The 20,088-nt window shown below is 57.8% G+C and carries 20 protein-coding genes; 15 read left to right on the top strand and 5 right to left on the bottom strand.

The window, feature by feature from the left end; all coding sequences use genetic code 11:
• Positions 1-213: 213 nt before the first annotated feature.
• From ppc to KHU33_RS05410, 11 genes are all read left to right on the top strand, one after another.
• The gene (gene ppc / locus KHU33_RS05460; RefSeq protein ID WP_211461519.1) at positions 214-3,096 is read left to right on the top strand and encodes a phosphoenolpyruvate carboxylase; all 2,883 of its coding nucleotides are present in this window, start codon (positions 214-216) and stop codon (positions 3,094-3,096) included.
• Between the two features lie 91 nt (positions 3,097-3,187).
• Entirely contained in the window at positions 3,188-4,333 is a 1,146-nt protein-coding gene (locus tag KHU33_RS05455) for a hypothetical protein (RefSeq protein ID WP_211461495.1), read from the top strand.
• Between the two features lie 145 nt (positions 4,334-4,478).
• A complete protein-coding gene (locus tag KHU33_RS05450) occupies positions 4,479-5,225 on the top strand; it encodes a hypothetical protein (RefSeq protein WP_211461494.1) in 747 nt (248 codons plus the stop codon).
• A 62-nt stretch (positions 5,226-5,287) separates the two neighbouring features.
• Positions 5,288-7,726, top strand: coding sequence for a Kelch repeat-containing protein (locus KHU33_RS05445; RefSeq protein WP_211461493.1), 2,439 nt, complete (start codon positions 5,288-5,290; stop codon positions 7,724-7,726).
• A gap of 194 nt (positions 7,727-7,920) precedes the next feature.
• A complete protein-coding gene (locus tag KHU33_RS05440) occupies positions 7,921-8,643 on the top strand; it encodes a GntR family transcriptional regulator (RefSeq protein ID WP_211461492.1) in 723 nt (240 codons plus the stop codon).
• A 1-nt stretch (position 8,644) separates the two neighbouring features.
• Complete coding sequence (locus tag KHU33_RS05435) at positions 8,645-9,424, top strand: transporter substrate-binding domain-containing protein (protein ID WP_211461491.1); 780 nt, start codon at positions 8,645-8,647, stop codon at positions 9,422-9,424.
• A gap of 27 nt (positions 9,425-9,451) precedes the next feature.
• Complete coding sequence (locus KHU33_RS05430; protein WP_211461490.1) at positions 9,452-10,132, top strand: amino acid ABC transporter permease; 681 nt, start codon at positions 9,452-9,454, stop codon at positions 10,130-10,132.
• Positions 10,129-10,785, top strand: coding sequence for an amino acid ABC transporter permease (locus KHU33_RS05425; RefSeq protein WP_211461489.1), 657 nt, complete (start codon positions 10,129-10,131; stop codon positions 10,783-10,785). Before KHU33_RS05430 ends, KHU33_RS05425 begins: the two co-directional genes overlap by 4 nt.
• Positions 10,766-11,494 (top strand): amino acid ABC transporter ATP-binding protein, encoded by a 729-nt coding sequence (locus KHU33_RS05420; protein ID WP_211461488.1) that lies wholly within the window; start codon positions 10,766-10,768, stop codon positions 11,492-11,494. Before KHU33_RS05425 ends, KHU33_RS05420 begins: the two co-directional genes overlap by 20 nt.
• A gap of 103 nt (positions 11,495-11,597) precedes the next feature.
• Complete coding sequence (locus KHU33_RS05415; protein ID WP_230414068.1) at positions 11,598-12,653, top strand: adenosine deaminase; 1,056 nt, start codon at positions 11,598-11,600, stop codon at positions 12,651-12,653.
• Between the two features lie 359 nt (positions 12,654-13,012).
• Positions 13,013-13,270: a DUF1488 family protein gene (locus KHU33_RS05410; protein ID WP_211461486.1), complete on the top strand. Its 258-nt coding sequence runs from the start codon at positions 13,013-13,015 to the stop codon at positions 13,268-13,270.
• 60 nt (positions 13,271-13,330) lie between these two features.
• Here the strand turns inward: KHU33_RS05410 and KHU33_RS05405 are convergent, their stop codons facing one another.
• The gene (locus KHU33_RS05405) at positions 13,331-13,771 is read right to left on the bottom strand and encodes a multidrug/biocide efflux PACE transporter (protein ID WP_211461485.1); all 441 of its coding nucleotides are present in this window, start codon (positions 13,769-13,771) and stop codon (positions 13,331-13,333) included.
• A gap of 109 nt (positions 13,772-13,880) precedes the next feature.
• Between KHU33_RS05405 and KHU33_RS05400 the strand changes: the two genes are divergently transcribed.
• Positions 13,881-14,741, top strand: a complete 861-nt coding sequence (locus KHU33_RS05400) for a LysR family transcriptional regulator (RefSeq protein ID WP_211461484.1) — start codon at positions 13,881-13,883, stop codon at positions 14,739-14,741.
• Between the two features lie 102 nt (positions 14,742-14,843).
• Positions 14,844-14,999, top strand: a complete 156-nt coding sequence (locus tag KHU33_RS05395) for a hypothetical protein (RefSeq protein WP_211461483.1) — start codon at positions 14,844-14,846, stop codon at positions 14,997-14,999.
• Positions 15,000-15,623: 624 nt separating this feature from the next.
• On the opposite strand, the gene KHU33_RS05390 is transcribed toward KHU33_RS05395, so the two are convergent.
• A complete protein-coding gene (locus KHU33_RS05390; RefSeq protein WP_329956027.1) occupies positions 15,624-16,670 on the bottom strand; it encodes an oxidoreductase in 1,047 nt (348 codons plus the stop codon).
• 208 nt (positions 16,671-16,878) lie between these two features.
• On the bottom strand, positions 16,879-17,244 hold the full coding sequence (locus tag KHU33_RS05385) for a hypothetical protein (protein WP_211461481.1): 366 nt from the start codon (positions 17,242-17,244) through the stop codon (positions 16,879-16,881).
• A gap of 203 nt (positions 17,245-17,447) precedes the next feature.
• On the opposite strand from KHU33_RS05385, the gene KHU33_RS05380 reads away from it, so the two are divergent.
• Positions 17,448-17,669, top strand: a complete 222-nt coding sequence (locus tag KHU33_RS05380) for a hypothetical protein (RefSeq protein ID WP_211461480.1) — start codon at positions 17,448-17,450, stop codon at positions 17,667-17,669.
• Between the two features lie 130 nt (positions 17,670-17,799).
• Here KHU33_RS05380 and KHU33_RS05375 read toward each other — a convergent pair whose 3' ends face one another.
• Positions 17,800-18,138 (bottom strand): hypothetical protein, encoded by a 339-nt coding sequence (locus KHU33_RS05375; RefSeq protein ID WP_230414067.1) that lies wholly within the window; start codon positions 18,136-18,138, stop codon positions 17,800-17,802.
• On the bottom strand, positions 18,126-18,806 hold the full coding sequence (locus tag KHU33_RS05370) for a 4'-phosphopantetheinyl transferase family protein (RefSeq protein WP_211461479.1): 681 nt from the start codon (positions 18,804-18,806) through the stop codon (positions 18,126-18,128). The genes KHU33_RS05375 and KHU33_RS05370 overlap by 13 nt, the downstream gene beginning before the upstream one ends.
• Positions 18,807-19,421: 615 nt before the next feature.
• Between KHU33_RS05370 and KHU33_RS05365 the strand changes: the two genes are divergently transcribed.
• The gene (locus KHU33_RS05365) at positions 19,422-19,997 is read left to right on the top strand and encodes a TetR/AcrR family transcriptional regulator (RefSeq protein ID WP_211461478.1); all 576 of its coding nucleotides are present in this window, start codon (positions 19,422-19,424) and stop codon (positions 19,995-19,997) included.
• Positions 19,998-20,088 lie beyond the last annotated feature (91 nt).

Genomic DNA, 20,088 nt, shown 5'->3' with positions numbered 1-20,088 from the left:
GTTACGGTAAATACAGAGCGACGCAGCCAAGACAGAGTTATCCAATCGCCAAGATTCTTCATCAAAACGCGTAATTTTCGCGCCGGATTTTAGCATGCGCTCTCTGCTGTCTCAGTTGTACTCTCTATATCAGATAGTTTATATAGTACGCGCTTAACCAGTTACAAGCCCTCTCGTTCCCCACCCCAGAAAAGCTGATTGCACTCGTCCATTATGGCAAAACAATTGAATTCTGCTGTCCAGGTAAAAAACCCCGCCCCTAATAAAGATGCTCCACTCAAAGAAGATATCCGTCTGCTGGGCCGCTTGCTGGGCGACGTGCTGCGCGATCAAGAGGGCGACACGGTATTTGAAGTAGTAGAAACCATACGTCAGACGGCGGTGCGCTTCCGCCGCGAATCGGATCCGCAAGCCGGCGCCGATCTCGACAAATTGCTCAAGAAACTCACGCGCGACCAGACCAATTCGGTGGTGCGCGCGTTTTCCTATTTTTCGCACTTGGCCAATATTGCCGAAGACCAGCATCACAATCGCCGTCGCCGCGCCCATCTGCTGGCCGGATCGGCAGCCCAGGCCGGCAGTGTTGCGCATGCGCTGAGCAAGCTGGATGACGCCGGCGTCTCGGGCGCTACCGTGCGTGACTTCCTGAAAGATGCGCTGATTTCGCCGGTGTTGACCGCCCACCCGACCGAAGTGCAACGCAAGAGCATCCTCGACGCAGAGCGTGAGATTGCCCGCCTGCTGGCCGAGCGCGACCGGCCGCTGACCGCCAAGGAATTGCGTGACAACACCGAGCTGCTGCGCGGCCGTATCGCCACGCTGTGGCAAACCCGCATGCTGCGCTATACCAAGCTGACGGTTGCCGACGAAATCGAAAACGCCCTGTCTTACTATCGCATCACTTTCCTGCGCGAGCTGCCGGCGCTGTACGACGACATCGAAGGTGAAATCGCTACCCAGTTTCCGACCCGCGCCCGCCACACCGGCGCCAGCGCCGAACTGGCGCCGTTCGTGCAGATGGGCAGCTGGATCGGCGGCGACCGCGACGGCAATCCCAACGTCAACGCCAGCACCATGCAGCGCGCCCTGACACGGCAATCGACCACCATCTTCGATTTTTACCTGGAAGAAGTGCACGCCCTCGGTGCCGAGTTATCGGTGTCGACCTTGATGGTCAGCGTCAACCAAGAACTGCTGGCGCTGGCGGAACGTTCGCCCGACACTTCCGACCATCGCGCCGACGAACCCTACCGGCGCGCCCTGATCGGGATTTACGCGCGGCTGGCGTCGACTGCGCGCGAACTCGGCGCCACCAACATCCTGCGTCAGGAAGTCGGCGCTGCCGCCCACTATGACAAGCCGCAGGAATTCACCCAGGAATTGCAAATCGTCGAAGATTCGCTGCGCGACAACCATGGCGGCGCCCTGATCAAACCGCGGCTGGCAACGCTCAAGCGCGCCTCCGAGATTTTCGGCTTCCATCTGGCCTCGCTCGACATGCGCCAGAGTTCCGACGTCCACGAGCGGGTGCTGACCGAGCTGTTTGCGCAAGCCCAGGTGGAAGGCGCTTACGACAAGCTCAGCGAAGAACAGAAGATCGAACTGCTGCTGGCCGAGCTGGCCAAGCCGCGCCTGCTGTACTCGCCGTATATCGCCTATTCCGACGAAACCAATTCCGAACTCTCGATCTTGCGCGCCGCCGGCGAAATGCGGCAGCGCTACGGCGCACGCTCGATCCGCAACTACATCATTTCGCACACCGAGACCGTATCCGATCTGCTGGAAGTCGTGTTGCTGCAACAGGAAACCGGCCTGCTGCGCCCCGAGTTGGCTGCCTCGGCCGCCGGCAAGGACAAAGCCGTAAGCGTGCCCGGCGCGCTGGATGTGATGGTGATTCCGCTGTTCGAAACCATTCCCGACCTGCGCCGCGCCGCAGCGATCATGGAGCAATTCATGGCCTTGCCGCCGGTGGCGCGGCTGATTGCCAAGCAAGGCAAGCTGCAGGAAGTGATGCTGGGTTATTCCGACTCCAACAAGGATGGCGGCTTCCTGACTTCCAACTGGGAACTGTACAAGGCCGAGATCCAGCTGGTGCGCGTATTCGATAACGCCGGCGTCAAGCTGCGCCTGTTCCATGGCCGCGGCGGCACAGTCGGCCGCGGCGGCGGCCCGAGCTACCAGGCGATCCTGGCGCAGCCGCCGGGCACCGTCAACGGCCAGATCCGTTTGACCGAGCAAGGCGAGATCATTGCCTCCAAGTTTTCCAATCCGGAAATCGGCCGCCGCAATCTGGAGTTGCTGGTGGCGGCGACGCTGGAAGCCAGCCTGATGCCGGATAACGCCGACAGCAAGCAGACCAAAAAGCTGGGCGAATTCGAGCAATTGATGGACGGCTTGTCGGAACGGGCTTACCAGTCCTACCGCAACCTGGTCTATGAAACTCCCGGCTTCACCGACTATTTCTTTGCAGCGACGCCGATCGCCGAAATCGCCGAGCTGAACATCGGTTCGCGCCCGGCTTCGCGCAAGGCGACCCGCCGCATCGAAGATTTGCGTGCGATCCCATGGGGCTTTTCCTGGGGCCAGTGCCGCCTGCTGCTGCCGGGCTGGTATGGCTTCGGCAGCGCCATCGAAAGCTGGCTGGAAGAAGGCCAGGACAGCAAACTCAAAAGCCAGAAACTGGCGACGCTGCGCGCCATGTACAAGGAATGGCCGTTCTTCGCCACCCTGCTGTCGAACATGGACATGGTGCTGTCGAAGACCGACCTGGCGGTGGCCTCGCGCTATGCCGGGCTGGTCACCGACCGCAAGCTGCGCAACAGCATCTTCAAGCGCATCGTCGATGAGCATGAGCGCACCAGCAACATCCTGTCGGCGATCACCGGCGCCAAGGATCGCTTGTCGGGCAATCCTTTGCTGGCGCGCTCGATCAAGAACCGCTTCGCCTACCTCGATCCGCTGAATCACTTGCAGGTCGAACTGATCAAGCGCCACCGCAGCGTGACTGCGGCCGGCCGGACCACCGAGGAACGGGTGAAACGTGGCATCCATTTGAGCATCAACGGCATTGCTGCGGGCTTGCGCAATACCGGCTAGCCGTCCGGACGGGGGAGCCGGCAGCTCCCCCCTGCAGTCATTGGCAAGTCAGACTGGATCGCTAACACCGACGTCAATACATGGGATTGAAATGCAATTTCTTCTGCTGTTGTTCTTTTTCATCGTCGGCCTGGCGCAAGCAGCCCCCCAGGCATCGATACAGTCGCTGACATTCCAAGGCAAGACTGAGCGTGGCGACGTGGTGGCAGCCAACCAGATCATGATGCCGTTCGTGACGATGACGAACCAGAAAGTGGCCGCAAAAATCAACGACTATCTGTTCAATGGCCAGTTTGGCGTCCTGGCGCCGAGACAACCCGGAAAAGTTTTCAGCGCCGCAGACGGCGTCGCCATCGACGGCATGGCGAGCCAGGAATTTTCAGTTTCCCGCAACGATGGACGCATCCTCACCATCGCGTTTGAGAACGAAGGTTGCGGCGCCTATTGCGAGAACTACCAGACCTATTACAGTTTCGATATCAAAACCGGGCGCATGCTCGACGCCGATGATGTCTTTACCGCTTCTGGCATGCGCGCTCTGGAACGTAGAATGGTCAAGGAACGGCAATCCCAGTACCGGGAGCTGCTGATATCGCTTAGAAGTGAACTGAAGGCAATCCAAAAAGCGCACGATGCAAAGAGCCAGGACACAGTCAACGATTTAAAAGAGAGGATTGAACTCAACAGCAACTGCTCCGGCGAGGGCACGCATACCGACCGCACCCCGGGCGCCAGCGAAGCGGCGCCAATGTTCAAATATTACAAATCCGAGTTCTCCGAAGATGCGTTCAAATTGACCGCAGAGCGATGCAGTAACCACGCCATGCGGGCGCTGGACGACGTTGGCGCAGTCACTTTGACGATTCCCTACGCGGAGCTCAAGCCGTATTTGACCGGCTATGGCACGGCGCTCCTGCTGAACCAGGGCAGCACAACGGCAAAAAGCAGCGTATACGGACAGTTTTTACGTGGCCGGATGGACGGCAAGATCGCCATCACCATGCTGCTGTACAAGGAAGCCGGCGACGCCGTCAGGGGGATATATTTTTATGACAAGTACCGCAAGCCGATCAGTGTCGCCGGCCGCGAGAACGGGAATCAGCTTGAGCTGACCGAGGCCGCTGCGGACGGTACGGAGGGTACCGAAAAAGCCAAGATGCAGCTGACCGTCACGGGCGATCACCTGCAGGGTCGCTGGATAGGCAAGACAGAATTCCAGGTTGAACTGGCGCCTTAAGGACGCACGCCATGGCCGCCATTCGAATCACCTGCTTCATTGCGCCGCTCGCTGCTTTATTGCTGACGATGAGCGTCAGCTCGCCAAGCCAGGGGCAGTCGCCCGGCCAGACCGATGATTCCATGCTTTTTTCCCGGGTCCGTTTATGCCCTTGCCGGCCGCAGACAACAAGGCTGCCGATAGTGTGGCGGGCTGGGAAGTGGGCGGGAAAGATTTTCGGAGCGGCGCCGGCTGGTGGGCACTGGCGTGCGAGCGCAACTGCGCTTTGTACGCCACCCGGCTCCAGGTCCGCAATGCCAAACATGCGACGGCGGACGGCTCGCAAGTCGATAGCCAGCTGCTGTCCTGGTCGCCGCTGCCATTCGCGCTGGACCGGGCGACACCCGCCAAATATGCGGCCGACGCCGGTGATCCACCGCAGCCGTTTCTGGTCGGCGTATTCAAACCGGTTGGCGCGCTGGCAGCGCTGCGGCTCCAGGCTGGCCCGCTGCAAACATGGCTGCATGCCGCAATGAAATTCTACCCCGCACCTGATCGTGCCGACACGATGGAAATCAGGATTCCACTTTCCGGCAATCAGCACGCCTCGCTGGTGCCGCGCGCGCAGCCTGCCGCCGCCGACCATATCGCTGTTCTCGAATTGCGTGCCTATGGCAAACGCCAAGCCTTGAATGGCTACAATAATCTCAGCCAGAATGAAGTTCTCAACCCCCGGCAAGTGTTGTTATGGGCAGGCGACCTCGACGGCGACGGTAAGCTTGATCTCATCATCAGCCACGATCGGCAGGACATCGATGTAGCCGTCTACCTGTCCTCCCTGGCTCAGCCCGGTGAATTGGTAGGCTTGGCCGGCAGCATGAGATATGTGTTTCCTGCTTCTTCCGGACGATGAGCGTGACAAGATTTCCAGCAAGCGCGGCCATGTGCGCAATGCTCGCAGGGGGTCTGGCATTCTTGGCTGCAGGGCCCGCTTACCCCCAGCCGCCGGTGACAGCCGCCGATAAGCCCGTCAGCATCGACTCTCTCTCCGGGGAATCCTGGCGCACTACCTTTGCAGTGCCGCTGGCAACCGGTGAGCGGGAAACCTTGTATTTCGAAAGGAACGGCGCCCAAGCGCGGATGTGGCGGCTCGACTGGAAGCACCTGAGCGCAAGCCCGTTTGTCATCGATGCGCTGCCGTTGACAGACAAACTGCGCTATACCGTCGTGCAATCCACGACAGGCATATGGTTCATCGGATCCACGGTGCTTTTGCTGAAGGCCGATGGCACCCAGGTCAGCGCGTCATTCGACGCCGATGAACCAACCGCGGTCGCCTTGAAAGACGGCTCTGTCCTGGTGCTGGGACGCAACCAGCACAACCATACGGAACAAATGCGCCGCCTGACGCTGACGGCACAGGGCATTGCAGTAGAGGACAAGGGATTGCTGCCGCACGCATCAAGCGGCTTGAAAGTGAATTACATGGCGCGTTACGGCGTTGCCGCGATCACTTTGGCCGACGGCCGGGTACTGACCGCAGGTGGCGGCAGTGGCCCCGATTCGCGGCGTACTGCCTTGATCGAGCCACTGAACGGACAGGTTCAACCGGCCGCCGATATGCCGCACAAGCGCACTTTCGCTACCTTGCTTGCGTTGCCCGACGGCCGCATTCTCGCTGCCGGCGGCGAACACCTGCGCTGCACCGACCACGATGTGCGCACGGTCGATGTCTATGATCCCAAACGCAACACCTGGCAAGCGCTGCCCGATCTGCCGTTTCCATTGTGTACGGACGCCTACTACGCCACCGGTCCCGCTAGCGCCGTGCTAGCGGACGGAACGCTGGTACTAGGCGCTCATCTGGAGCAGCATCTGCTGGCGCTGCGGCCGGCGCCGCAATCCGCTACCGGCTACGCAGCTTTCTGGGAAGTCATCGGGCCGACCAGGCGCCAGCGCATCAGCGGTGTCCTGCAAGCAGTCTCGCGCACCGAAGTGGCATTTGCCGGCGGCTTGCACCGAGGGCAGAACGACTGCTGCTACGGAACCCCCGGCGCTGAGCTGGTTTCATTGCCGGCGCAGCCTGGCCGGCAGCCGGACTTCACAAGCTTCGGATTGCCGCTGCAGGCGCCGGGCGCAGCGCAACGAGGCAAGCATGTATTCATCACTGCCGGGCATGTGTTCTCCTTCACCGGCAGCGGCCAGATGCGCTACAGCAGCCTGGCGGAAATACTCGATCTGGATACGGGGCAAGTCCAGCAACTGCCTGCGTTGCCGTTTGTCAGCGGCAGCGCGCAAGTCGTCTGGCTCGACGACGATCGTGTCTTGGTCAAGGGCCAGGTGGAGGACAATGACCGCGGCTTTTCGCCGGGGTCCAATTTGTCGTCTTACATGCCTGGCAGCGCCGGTTCGCTGGCAATCTACAGCCTGAAAAACCAGCGCTGGAGCAATCCGACGGCAATTCCGGAGCTCAGGGACGCCATATTGCTGGAAGGGCATGACGATGAGGCGATTCTGGGCAGCAAGGACGCCACGCTTTACCGGCTGCGGCTCTCCACGATGCAGATGGAACGTCTTGCGTCGTCGCCAGGCAAGCACACGGGCGCTGGCATACGTTGGCTGACCGGCGGCCGCGCCGTGTTCGCCGGAGGAGCGATGCAGCAAAAACGCATATCGCTGATCGATGAAGATTGCGAGAGCGCCGCCGACGACCCCGCCGCCGCGTGCCCGGAACATTTCGCTGGCTGGGGGCCGCTCCTGCCTGCGACGCGTTACCAGCGATTCACTTTGTCAGAGCAGCCCGGCCAGAGTCAATGGTCGCTTAGCGCGGCGAGCGCAAACCTGGCGGTTGATCCGGAGACACAGGATACGCATGGCGAAGAGCTGCAGACAATCATAGACGTGGATGGCAGAGTCACGCGCCTGCTGCTCCGCCCCGCCGCCAATCCGGCCTCTGTCGGCCAAAACGCCAGTCCCGGGCTGGCGATCGAACGCAGCAACGGCGCCGGGTCGGCATGGCAGCCCTTGCCCATACCCGACGGCGCCGTCGAATTCAATGATCGTCGTGATACGCAAGCATGTCCGCGCGGCTGCAGATTGTTATTGGCCCAAGATCCGCGGCAGCCGGCAAAGGAGCTCTTGTTTCTGCGCGAGGGAAAGCTCGAGGATGACTGGCTGTCGCAGGATTATCTGGCAGATGGCCCGGCTGGCGGGACGAAGGAACACACCCGCCAGCTGTTACGCGTCTGGTGGCTGGACGAGGGCACGCATCAGTGGCGGGAAATCCTGCAAGCAGAAGCTGGCGCCATGCGCAGCCGGCCGCTGGCCTTGAAGGCTCCGCTGTCTGGTCCGGGAGCGCAAATGCAATCGCTGGGATGGCACCTCTCTCATCCGGTCCTGTGGTTATCGCGCTGAACTGGATTGCAGCGTAGGCCGCTCGACGCCAGGCAAAGCCCGGCACGTGCCAAAAAAGCGCAGCCGCTCCCCTTTTTAGTGACAATTATCGGCAGCACACCCCAATTTGGTGAATTGGTACATCAATCTTGTATATCAGATTGGTGTATCAGCCTGTAATGACTGCCTGGCACACGACTTGCTGAGACAGCGGCATGACCGCCACCGCCAAATCATCGACCCACATCGCCGAACGGATTACCGAAGCGATGCTGGCGCGTAAGCTCGCGCCCGGCACCCGGCTCGGCGAGCAGCAACTAGCCGAATTGTTTGGCGTCAGCCGGACCCAGATCCGCGAGGCCCTGACGCGCCTGGTGACACGCGGCATCGTCACCGTCAGCGCCCGCCGCGGCTGGTATGTGATCGAACCGACGCCGGAAGACGCGCGCGACGCCTTCGAAGCGCGCCGCGTGCTTGAACTGGGCCTGTTGCGTCACGCCCGGCCGATCAGCCCGGACGCCATCCGCAAGCTGCGCCGGCATGTCGAACGCGAGCAAGCCTCGCTGGAGGGCGACGATGTCGCCACCCGCAGTTTCCTGCTGGGCGATTTCCATGTCTGCCTGTGTGAATCATTCGGCAACACCTTGCTGGCCGATACCCTGCGCGACCTCACCACACGCACCACGCTGACCGCCATGCAATACCAATCCTCGCATCACGCCAGGCAATCCTGCGCCGAACACGTCGGCATCGTCGCCGCGCTGGAAGACGGCGATCTGGCGCTGGCAGAACAATTGATGCACGATCATTTGTGCAATGTCGAAGCTGGCCTGGAACAATCGCTGCGCAGCGATCCCTTGTCGCCGCTACGGCAGGCACTGGCGCCGCTCGCACAGAATTCCGACTTTGCAACATCACCTCAGCTGAAGGAGTTTTAACATGAAATTTCCAAAAATTCTGCTTGCCGCGATGGTCGCGACCGCCCTGTTCAGCAGCACCGCAAGGGCCGATGCGCTTGATCAGATCGTCAAGAACGGCGTACTGAAAGTCGCGGTGCCGCAAGACTTCCCGCCGTTCGGCTCGGTCACCAGCGATCTCAAACCGCAAGGCCTGGACATCGATGTCGCCACGTTGATTGCCAAGAAAATGGGGGTCAAGGTCGAACTGGTTCCGGTCACCAGCGCCAATCGCGTGCCCTATCTGCAAACCAAGAAAGTCGACCTGATCATTTCCAGCCTCGGCAAGAATCCGGAACGCGAAAAGGTCATCGACTTCAGCGACGCTTATGCCCCTTTCTATAACGGCGTATTCGGCAGCGCCGATCAGAAGGTCAGCAGCGCGGCCGATCTGGCCGGCAAGACCGTCGGCGTAACCCGCGGTGCGGTGGAAGATCTGGAACTGTCGAAGATCGCCCCCGCCAGCGCCACCATCAAGCGCTATGAAGACAATAACGGCACCATCAGCGCTTTCCTGTCGGGTCAGGTGCAACTGGTAGCGACCGGCAACGTAGTGGCCGCCGCGATCATCGCCAAGAATCCGCCAAAGAAACCGGAAACAAAATTCCTGATCAAGAATTCGCCATGCTCGATCGGCCTCAACAAAGATGAAAAGAAGCTGCTCGACAAAGTGAATGCGATCCTTGCCGAAACCAAGAAAGACGGCGAATTGAATGCGCTCAGCGTGAAATGGCTGGGGCTGCCTCTGCCTGCCAGTCTGTAAGCACAGCTTACGATCTTAGGGCAAGAGATGAGTTACCACTTCGATTTTCTAGCGCCGTTCGACTATCCCGCCGTGCTCATCAAAGGCGTGCTGGTGACGATCGAACTGATCGCCATCGGCGGTCTGCTCGGCATAGCGCTCGGCGTCTTTGGCGCCTGGGCGCGCACCCAAGGGCCGCGTTGGTTGCGGCCGCTGGTCAGCACCTATGTTGAACTGATCCGCAACACGCCGTTCCTGATCCAGCTGTTTTTCATTTTCTTCGGGCTGCCGGGGATAGGCTTGCAGATCAGCGAGATGGAGGCGGCGCTATTGGCAATGGTGATCAATCTCGGCGCCTACAGCTGCGAAATCATCCGCGCCGGCATCGCCGCCGTAGCGCGCGGCCAGATCGAAGCCGGATTGAGCCTGGCGATGACCAGGATGCAGATATTCCGTCACATCATCCTGCCGCCTGCCCTGCAAAAAATCTGGCCGGCGCTGTCGAGCCAGGTGGTCATCGTTATGCTGGGTTCCGCCGTCTGTTCGCAAATTGCGGTGGAAGAACTGGCGTACGCCGCCAACTTCATCCAGGGCCGCAACTTCCGTTCATTTGAATCGTATCTGCTGTCGACCGCGATCTATCTGCTGCTGGCGATCGGCTTGCGGCAGTTGTTGCGCTTGATCGGCAACCGGCTGTTTGGCCGGCCCGTTGCCAGGGAGGCCGCATGATTTCGTTCTCGCTATGGGATATCGTCCGCAACCTGCTGCTGGCGCTGCGCTGGACCGTGCTGTTGTCGCTGGCGTCGTTCGCTCTGGGCGGCATGCTGGGATTGATCGTCTTGTTCCTGCGCACTTCCAAGCAAGCCTGGCTGCAGCGCCTGACCAAGATGTACATCGAACTGTTTCAAGGCACGCCCTTGCTGATGCAATTGTTCCTGGCGTTTTTCGGTCTGGCTTTATTTGGCCTGGAAGTGCCGGCCTGGCTCGCCGCCGGCCTGGCGCTGACTTGCTGGAGCAGCGCTTACCTGGCCGAAATCTGGCGCGGCTGCGTTGACGCCATTCCACGCGGCCAGTGGGAAGCATCGTCGTGCCTGGCGATGAGCTATATGCAGCAAATGCGCCATGTGATCCTGCCGCAAGCCTTGCGCATCGCGATTCCGCCCACGGTCGGCTTCAGCGTGCAAATCGTCAAAGGCACTGCCGTGACCTCCATCATCGGCTTCGTCGAACTATCGAAAGCCGGCACTATGATCACCAACGCCACGTTTCAGCCGTTCACCGTGTATGCGCTGGTGGCGCTGATGTATTTTGCGTTGTGCTGGCCGCTGTCCAAATACAGTCAGTCTCTGGAAAGGAAATTCAATGCCACTCATCGCCATTGATAACGTAAGGAAAAGCTTCGGCGACAACCAGGTGCTGAAAGGCATCCGGCTCGACGTCGAACCCGGCGAGGTGATTGCCATCATCGGCAAAAGCGGCTCCGGCAAGAGCACCCTGCTGCGTTGTATCAACGGCCTGGAAAGCATAGACGAAGGCAATATCAGCGTCGCCGGCGCGCACCTCGGCAAATCCGAACTGGAATTGCGGGCGCTGCGCCTCAAGGTCGGCATGATCTTCCAGCAATTCAATCTGTTTCCGCATCTGACTGTCGGCCGCAACGTGATGCTGTCGCCGATGATCGTCAAGGGAACATCGGAAAGCGAGGCGCGCAAATCGGCGCAAGAAAACCTGGCGCGGGTCGGCCTCGCTGAAAAATTCGATGCCTATCCCGATCAGCTCTCCGGCGGCCAGCAACAACGGGTGGCGATCGCACGCGCGCTGACGATGCAGCCGCAAGCCCTGCTGTGCGATGAAATCACTTCGGCGCTCGACCCGGAACTGGTGAACGAAGTATTGACGGTGGTGCGCGGGCTGGCGGAAGAAGGAATGACGCTGCTGATGGTGACGCACGAAATGCGCTTTGCGCGTGAAGTCTGCGACCGCGTAGTGTTCATGCACCAGGGCAAGGTGCATGAAATCGGGCCGCCGGAGGAAATTTTTGCCAATCCCAAGACGCTCGAATTGCAGCAGTTTCTGGGCGCCTCGCACTGAGCGGAAGCGCAACAATAAGTTGACGGAAAATTGGCAAACAGGGGGAGCTAATCCGCAATTCTGTAAAATTGCGGATTAGCTCCTGTTAACCATGGAAGTACACATGAAATCACTCAGCACCACCCCGCCGCTCGCTGCCGACCTGATCTCCTTCATCGAAGGTTTGCCGAAAGCGGAATTGCACCTGCATATCGAAGGCACGCTGGAACCGGAATTACTTTTTTCGCTGGCACAACGCAACAATGTCGAATTGCAGTACGCCTCGGTGGAAGAGCTGCGCGCCGCTTACGCCTTCACCGATCTGCAATCGTTTCTCGATCTGTATTACGCCGGCGCCGCCGTGTTGCAGACTGAACAGGATTTTTATGAAATGACGATGGCCTACATTGCCCGCTCACGCGCCGACAACGTACGCCACTCTGAAATTTTCTTCGATCCGCAAACCCATACCGAGCGCGGCATCAGCATCGAGGTGGTGTTTTCAGGCATCGCCCGCGCCCTGCGTGAAGCGCGCGACAAGCACGGCTTCAGCAGTGCCATGATCATGTCGTTTCTGCGCCATTTGTCGGAAGAAGATGCCTTCGCCACCCTGGAGGAAGCGCTGCCCTTGCGCGCCCAGTATCGCGACCTGTGGATAGGCATAGGCCTGGATTCGGCCGAACGCGGCAACCCGCCGGAAAAATTTGCCCGCGTCTTCGCGCGTTGCCGCGAACTCGGTTTTCATCTGGTCGCCCACGCCGGCGAAGAAGGCCCGCCGCAATACGTCAAGGATGCACTCGATGTGTTGCATGTAGAGCGCATCGATCACGGCGTGCGCAGCGAGGAAGATCCGGCCCTGATGAAACGGCTGGCGCGGCAACGGATTCCGCTGACGGTATGCCCGCTGTCCAACCTCAAGCTGTGCGTGGTCGACGATATGCGCAAACACAATCTGGCGCGCATGCTGCACGCCGGCCTGGCGGTCACCGTCAATTCTGACGATCCGGCGTATTTCGGCGGCTACATGAACGCCAATTTCCTGGCGGTCGCTGCGGCCCTGCGCTTGAGCCGCACTGAGCTGGTGATGCTGGCGCGGAATGCCTTCGAAGCGACATTTCTACCGGCAGCGGCGAAGCAGCAATTGTTGCTGGAACTGGACGGTTACTGCATGGCGCATTAGTTCTGCAGATCGATTTCCGACCCTGCTCGCAAGCCGCCGCGCCACACCGGTCCGGCGGTTTTTTTGCGCCTGCTCGGGAGCGGCAAAAAAAAAGCCCGCGGACCTTGCGGTTGCGGGCTGAATCCAAACCTAGGAGGTATTGGAGGAGACAGGCGCAACTATAGCTTTATGCCCCATATTTGTATGCTTTATTGTTCGCATACCTGATATTCGACAGCAGCATAACAAATCTGCAGCTAGCTGCCGACGCAGTATTCTCCTTGCCAGCCGGGCGGTTTGCGTGCACCATGGGGAGGCAGCCAGATAGCCTGCCCTATCGATCCCGTCTGACTCTGCGCAACCGTATTATCGTGGAGACCATGATGGACAACGTACTTGCCGCACCTCGCCTGACCAACGCCGGCATCCTGTTTTCGGTCATGGTCGAATTTCAACAGTATCAGTGCCTGGTGCCAGCAACCACACTTTCAGATCTGTCGCATTCGAAAGATCCCAAACTCGATTTGCTCGGCACCTACCGCGCCTTCCAGACAAAAATCGAAGGTGTCGCGCGGCGCTTGATCGGCGCTGGCATTGTCGGCAAGCCGCTGATTATCGGCAGCGGTTATTTCCAATAACTTCAAGGCTGGCCTGATCGCTTCAGTACATCGCATGCGGCCTGCGCATGCGATGTACTATCACGCGTTGGCCAACCCGCGTTTCTTCAGCAAGGATGCGCGCAGCTTGTCGTACACCAGGTTGAAGGCGAAGGTGTAAGGCAGGAAGAAAAGCAGCAAGCCGATGTCGAGAATCAGTGCATCGAGCAAACTCATCTCCAGCCACCAGGCAACCAGCGGCACCACGATTGCCACCAGTCCGGCTTCGAATGCGATTGCGTGCACTACCCGCATGAACATGGTACGGACCAGGCGCAAATGCCGTTCCATGCGCTCAAACAAGCTGTTGAAAATCATGTTCCAGGTCATCGCCACCAGCGAAATCATCAGCGTCAGCAAACCCGCGTGCGCCATCGGCACCTTCATTACCCACGCCAGTACCGGCGCGGTCAAACCTACTGCCACAACTTCAAATATCAATGCGTGAGTAGCACGCTCGGCCCAGGTTTTATGCGTATTCATATTGCCTCCATTGCTTCAATAAATTCTGATGAAGCTATTTTCTTCGATTTACCTGATACTATAAAATCAATAACCATCGGATAAACCGATATATAGGAGCCACCACGCCATGCGCCATTCACTGGAAACACTGTTCATGTTTGCCGAGGCGGCCACGCTGGGATCGTTTTCTGCGGCCGCGCGCAAACTGGGCAAACAGCAATCCACCGTCAGCGAGGCGATCGCCAACCTGGAAATCGATCTGGGACTGACACTGTTCGATCGCAGCACCCGCCGCCCGACACTGACCGAACAAGGGCGAGCGATGCTGGTCCATGCGCAGCAAGTGATGGAAGCCACCGACCGGCTGGAGCGATCGGCGCATCGACTGGCTGACGGGCTGGAGCCGCAACTGACCTTGGTGTTGTCCGACACCTACCAGTCGGACCGTTTCGAACACATTCTCACCAGTTTCGAGCAGCGTTATCCGGAACTGGAACTGGAATGCATGATTGCGGAGCGCAACGACGTGGTCTCTTTGGTGCAGGAAGGACGCGCCAATCTTGGGCTGGTGGCGGCGCAGCCGGACTACCCGCCGGATATCGGCTTTGAATCGGTCCCCGATCGCTCCGCCATCGGCTTGTACGTCGGCAAGCAGCACCCGCTGGCAAAAGCTAAACACATCTCCAGTGAGATGTTGCATGGCGCACGCGAGTTGCGCCTGAGCACCTACGCCGACGACGTGGTGCAGCGTCGGCGCGGCAAATGCTGGACGGCGTCCAGCTACCTGCTGCTGCTGGAAATGACGGAGCTGGGTTTTGGCTGGGCCGAGTTGCCATACTGGCTGGCCAAGCGTTTTGCCGCCAACAGCCTGCTCGAACTGCAGGTGCTCGGCTGGCCGAAAAGCATACAGGTTGATGCAGTCTGGTCGCGGCAACGCGGACTGGGGCCGGCTGGCAGCTGGCTGCTGGATACCCTGATGGCGAGATAGATAGGTATATTCGCAGCGTATCGGCTGCGACAATAATATCTGGCGCGAATTTTGCTGCTATCTGGTACCACTCAGATAAACAGCCAAATTAGCAGCCCAAAAATGTTAATCCTTCTTGCCTCCATCACTTTTGCCGCTCTTCTTGCTCTTTTCCTGCTGCGCAAAGAACTCAAGACACGCGGCTTTCTGTCGACATACAACCGCAATGCCCGCTCCGACGCCAGGTTGCGAAGCCGGACGATCAAGCCGCACCAATGAGCCGTCAGGCAGCGCAGACGCGTGCTATTTATATCCTTCCTGACAACAAATCGCAGCCAACGCGTGACCATAGGCCTGCTTGATGCATCTGGCTTGGCTCATCTTTTCCGACAGGCAAAAAAAAAGCCCGCTGGACCTTACGGCGCGGGCGGAATCCAAACCGTGGAGGATTGGAGGAGACAAATCAACTATAAAATAAAATATGACGCACTGCAATATAGTAAAAATACGGTATCAAATGCAAAAAACCTGCGACCGTGAGGTAAGCAGGTTTTCATAATTTTCAATACAGGAGAAGATTCCCGAAACCCAGTCCTATCTGGAAAGTGGCTCCGACGTGTAACGAATCTACTCTTGTATTGGCCCGAATTGCGTATATGCATATTGTACGCGAAAGGCAATTTTTAAATTATACACAGATTTCCCCGGCAAGGCAAGCCTACAGGCTAATGCAGCATCTATGCCACAAATCAGGCAAGCAAAAAAAAGCCCGCTGGACCTTTCGGTGCGGGCTTGAATCCAAACCTTAGGAGGTGTTGGAGGAGACAGGTGTAACTATATCGAGGCGCCCCGGGAACCGCCAATTTATTTAACGCATATCAGTTATTCACACATATGATAGCGTTACCATCCTGTTGCCACATAGGGTAGACGACGGCCCTCTTCCGCGCTCTGGCGCGCCAGTTCGAGGATTTCCGCAACACTGACAGCGGCATCCGCCGTCACCGGAAATGGCAAACCATCCTGAATCGACGCTGCCAGCGCGCGATAAAATTCCACATAGGCGCCGTCCAGAGTGCCCAATTCACCGCGCAGATCAAGTTCGCCCTCAACTTCCCTGAGCAGGCCAGGCGGGTTTTTAGCCCAACCCGGCTGGCCCGGACGCAAACCGGCCTTGAGTTGATCTTCCTGGCTGTCGAGCCCGGTTTTCAGATAACTGCCGCGCCGGCCGTGAATCACAAAACGCGGTGCCTCCAACGCGCTCAGGGCGCTGGCGTGCAACACCACCTGCTTGTCCGGATAAGCGAGTTGCAGATGGACATAATCCTCCGCCTGAGCATGCTCGCGATAAGCGCCAATGGTCGCATTGACGCTTTGCGGGGCACCAAACAATGTCAACGCCTGGTCGATCAGATGCGGCCCAAGGTCGTACAGCAAGCCGCCGCCAGTCAAGGCATTCTCACGCCAGCGCTGCCGCACCTCGGGCCGGAAACGATCGAAATGCGACTCGAAATGCGTGATGTGGCCTAGCCGGCCGCTGGCGATCAACGACTGCACAGTGCGGAAATCCCCATCCCAGCGGCGGTTATGAAACGGCGCCAGCAACAGCTTGTTGTCGGCCGCCGTGCGCGCCAGGATGCGGGCCTCGGCCGCGCTGAGCGTGATCGGCTTGTCGACCACCACATGCTTGCCGGCAGCCAGTGCGCGGCAAGCAAACTTGAAATGCGTATCGTTGGGCGTCGCGATCACGATGCACTCAATCGCGGCATCGATCAGCAAGGCATCGAGATCGGCAACGATGCGCGCCTCCGGCCAAGCCTTCGCAGCAGCCTCGGCTTGACTGCTGGCAATTGCACTGACCACGGTGCGGCCCGAGTGTCCGATCAGCGGCGCATGAAAAGTAGCGCCCGCGTAACCGTAACCTAAAAGACCTATTCTCAACATGGACATGGTTTTCTCTGTAGATTGCATGATGGATTCAGCCGCACGGCCAAATAAGCTTTCTTTGGAAGTTACCCACAGAAATTGTGGACAGTCCTGTGGATAACCATCAAGAATTTTAATCAAGTCTTTGATTTATATGATTTTTTACTAAGCGCACAAGCTTAATACTTCGGGCATAACTTGGATTGCAAGTTATGCAATCAAAAACGGCAACTCAAACCGCCGAAGAATCAATATCCGCCAGGGATTCACGCCCTTTTTCAGTGATGTCATAACCATCGCCATCGGGCCTGGCGCTGACATGCCCCTTTTTTCCGAGGAACATGGCAACATCAGCCGCAAGCTTGGCGCCAGGGTCGCTGGCCACGGCGCGCAGGCCGTCTATGCAATTCTTGATGAACAAGGTTTGCCGCCCTTTATCCGTCAATGACAGGCTGCCGTCTTTTTCATAGGCGATGTATTTCAGACCGGTCAGGCGCTTGGTGTTTCTTGCAATACATGCACTCACTCTGCCGCGTTGCGGCGTCTTGCTGATTTGCCCCAGGGCGTCGAATTCGTCTTTTGTCAAACCGTCGTTCATTACTGCTTCCTCTGTAAGAATTTGTCTTGCTGCGACCCTCATGGTACGCGCCGGGATGGATAGCAGCAATGGATAGCAACAAGACGGCGATGTGCAACGCCAGGCGAGTCAATTGATCACGGGCGAATTGATTACTACAACAGCGAAATAAAATCTGGTATCGTTACCGCAGGTATTCCAACCTCGCGTACAAGGAGACATTTATGGATTTAATAGAAAAATTCGACGCCAAAGGCAAGGAAACAGGAGATGCCTATCATGTTGAGTGTTATGAAAGCCCGATTGAAAGAGCTACCGCAAACGGCGTTGTCAGCTCCCTGCCCGGACCGAAAATCTATCAACTGGCAGATGGACGTGCGCTTAATCCATATTCCGAAGGAAAATTTGTGATTGTTCAGACTGGCGAGAAAATCTACCGGATCTGATGATGGCTTTGACCGGCCGCTTTGATCACCTCATTGATCACCTGCTTTAACCGTCAACATGCAAGCCTGCGACCGCTGAGGACGCAGGCTTTTTCATTGAAACGGCATGATTGCATTGAAGCAGATCGACCTAAGCTCGGCCACCTTCGCGCAAGGTCCTGATCAGCAGATCAGCCATGACGTTTCCATCGAACTCGCGGAAACCTCGCTGATAAACCAACGCGCCGACCGCGATCAGCCGGTATAACTCGTCCTCTGTCAGCTTATAGGACAATTTGGCGATTTCGTTGGCAAACATCTGCACGATGTCGTCGTCGCTGGTGAGCGGTACCTGGCGACTTGCCCTACCCCACATCTCGATGATCTTCGCAGCCTTCATAACAAAACCTCCTGAAGACTTTTTATTATAGATGCCGCCGCGCAAATATCCAGCCCTGGAGCCGTATAGATCAGGCGTCAGAACAGGCATAAGGTCGCAATATTATTTGAGAAATAACTATAGCGAATGCAATACAGGCTGCCTTTGACGCATGACGGCGACAAGCTTGTCGCCAATCTCAGCATGATGCAGGATTGCTGTTCTTGCAATTCGCAAACCTCGACATCCAGAAAATCGAAATATCGCCCGACAAAAGGATAAAGCGCTTTGAACAGGCTTTCCTTGGCCGAAAAAATCAGGCTCAGCCAATGTTCAAGAGCCAGGCCGGCGGCATTGCCTATGGCCAGTTCTGGCGCCGTCATCAAATGCTCAACCAGAGGCTGCGCGGCCTCATTAGTGAGGACGCGCTCAATATCAATTCCCAACCCGTGCCATTCCCCAGCTGCAGCCACCACCGCAATCGCCAAGCCGTCGCCGTGGCTGATCGAGCCTAGGTAGCCGGCCGGCCAAAGCGGCGCCCGATGCTGGCCGATAGCCAGCGTCGCCGGGCTGTCGCAGCCGCGCTTTTGCAGCGCCTCGCGGGCGCAAAACCTGCCTGCGGCGAACTCCACCTGGCGCTTCAAGACCGCGTTTGCCAAGCTCTCGGGCAAGACCACGCCATCGACTTTCAGCCGTGCCAGTTGCGCGGCGTCGACTGTGTAACACAAGCTGGCCTGGCAAATAGACTCGGGCATTGCTGGCAAAATAATCTCGGTCATAAGCTCTGCTGGAATTTGCATGTGAGTCAAACGGATCTCTGGACAAGTTCAGGGGCTGCGTCGGAACCGACGGCAAAACATTATAGCGGCCGCAGGGCTTCCCACGACTCCGCCGCGGGCAAGTAAAACAAAAACCCGCGCACCTTGCGGCGGCGGGTTGATTTGAAGCAAACAAAACTGGTGCCGGTGATCGAGGCTACCGGCTGACCTGTTGACGGCAAAACACTCTTCGAAAAGCTCCCGCCCGGCTGGATTGGGCTTTATGAGTCAGCACTAAATCAACACCTGACATCTTACCCATCCAACATGACAATGGTATGACTGCTAAATGACAACTGCCGATAACTGCTGACGCTCCCTATGCAGCACAGACCAAAAAAAGCCCGTGATACCTTGCGGTCACGGGCCGAAGTCAAACTCGGGGAGAGTTGTAGAAGACGGGTCTATTTTAGCTCCCCTACGGCGTCGGTACAGCTGTCAGTAATCACAGCTGTCACTAATGACAGGCGTAAAGTGCCTCGGAAGACGGGTCAAGAATGAGCTCAAATCAACACACCATTAAAAAAAACGACGAACCGGCTTGACAAATGAGATGACCGGTCATATTGTCTATTCATGCCAAAGCCAAATGTACACGACAAAATCTTCGACGCAGCATTGAAACTTCTTCCTGAGAAGGGCTTCAATGGTTGCAGCGTGCAAGACATCACCGTTACAGCCGGCGTGCCAAAGGGGTCGTTTTACAACCACTTCGAGAGCAAGGAAGCGCTCGGCGCGGAGATTGTTGATTATTATGGAACACGCGGCAACTGGCGGGATGTATTAACAGACCAGTCCATCGCGCCAATGGAACGGGTGAGAAGATATTTTATGGAGCTCAATGAAATGATCGTTAGCCGCGATTTTGAACAAGGTTGCCTTCTTGGAAATTTTAGCGCAGAACTGTCAGATCAAAGCCCGGTCATCAGAAGCCAGTTAGCTGGGGTCTATGGGAAGTGGACCAGACTTATTGAGGAGGCCATCGCCGCCGGCCAGGCCGACCACTCAATAGGGAGTGAACTAAACGCGCGTTCACTCGCCGGATTTTTGCTCAACGCGTGGGAGGGAGCCACCTTGAGGGCACGAGTTGAACGCAGTCGTGATGCATTTGACGTGTTCATGGATGTGACGTTTCGTAAAATTTTAACCTGAATGCCCATCGTAACCTGGTGATGTTTTTTTTCTGGTATTTTTGAGATGACCGGTCATATTAAAAAGGAGATTTACATGACTGCCAAAAGTC

The organism is Collimonas silvisoli (assembly GCF_018305005.1).
Taxonomy (GTDB): Bacteria; Pseudomonadota; Gammaproteobacteria; order Burkholderiales; family Burkholderiaceae_D; genus Collimonas; species Collimonas silvisoli.
The sequence above is the reverse complement of the archived record's forward strand: the minus strand, read 5'-3'. Positions and strand labels throughout refer to the sequence as shown.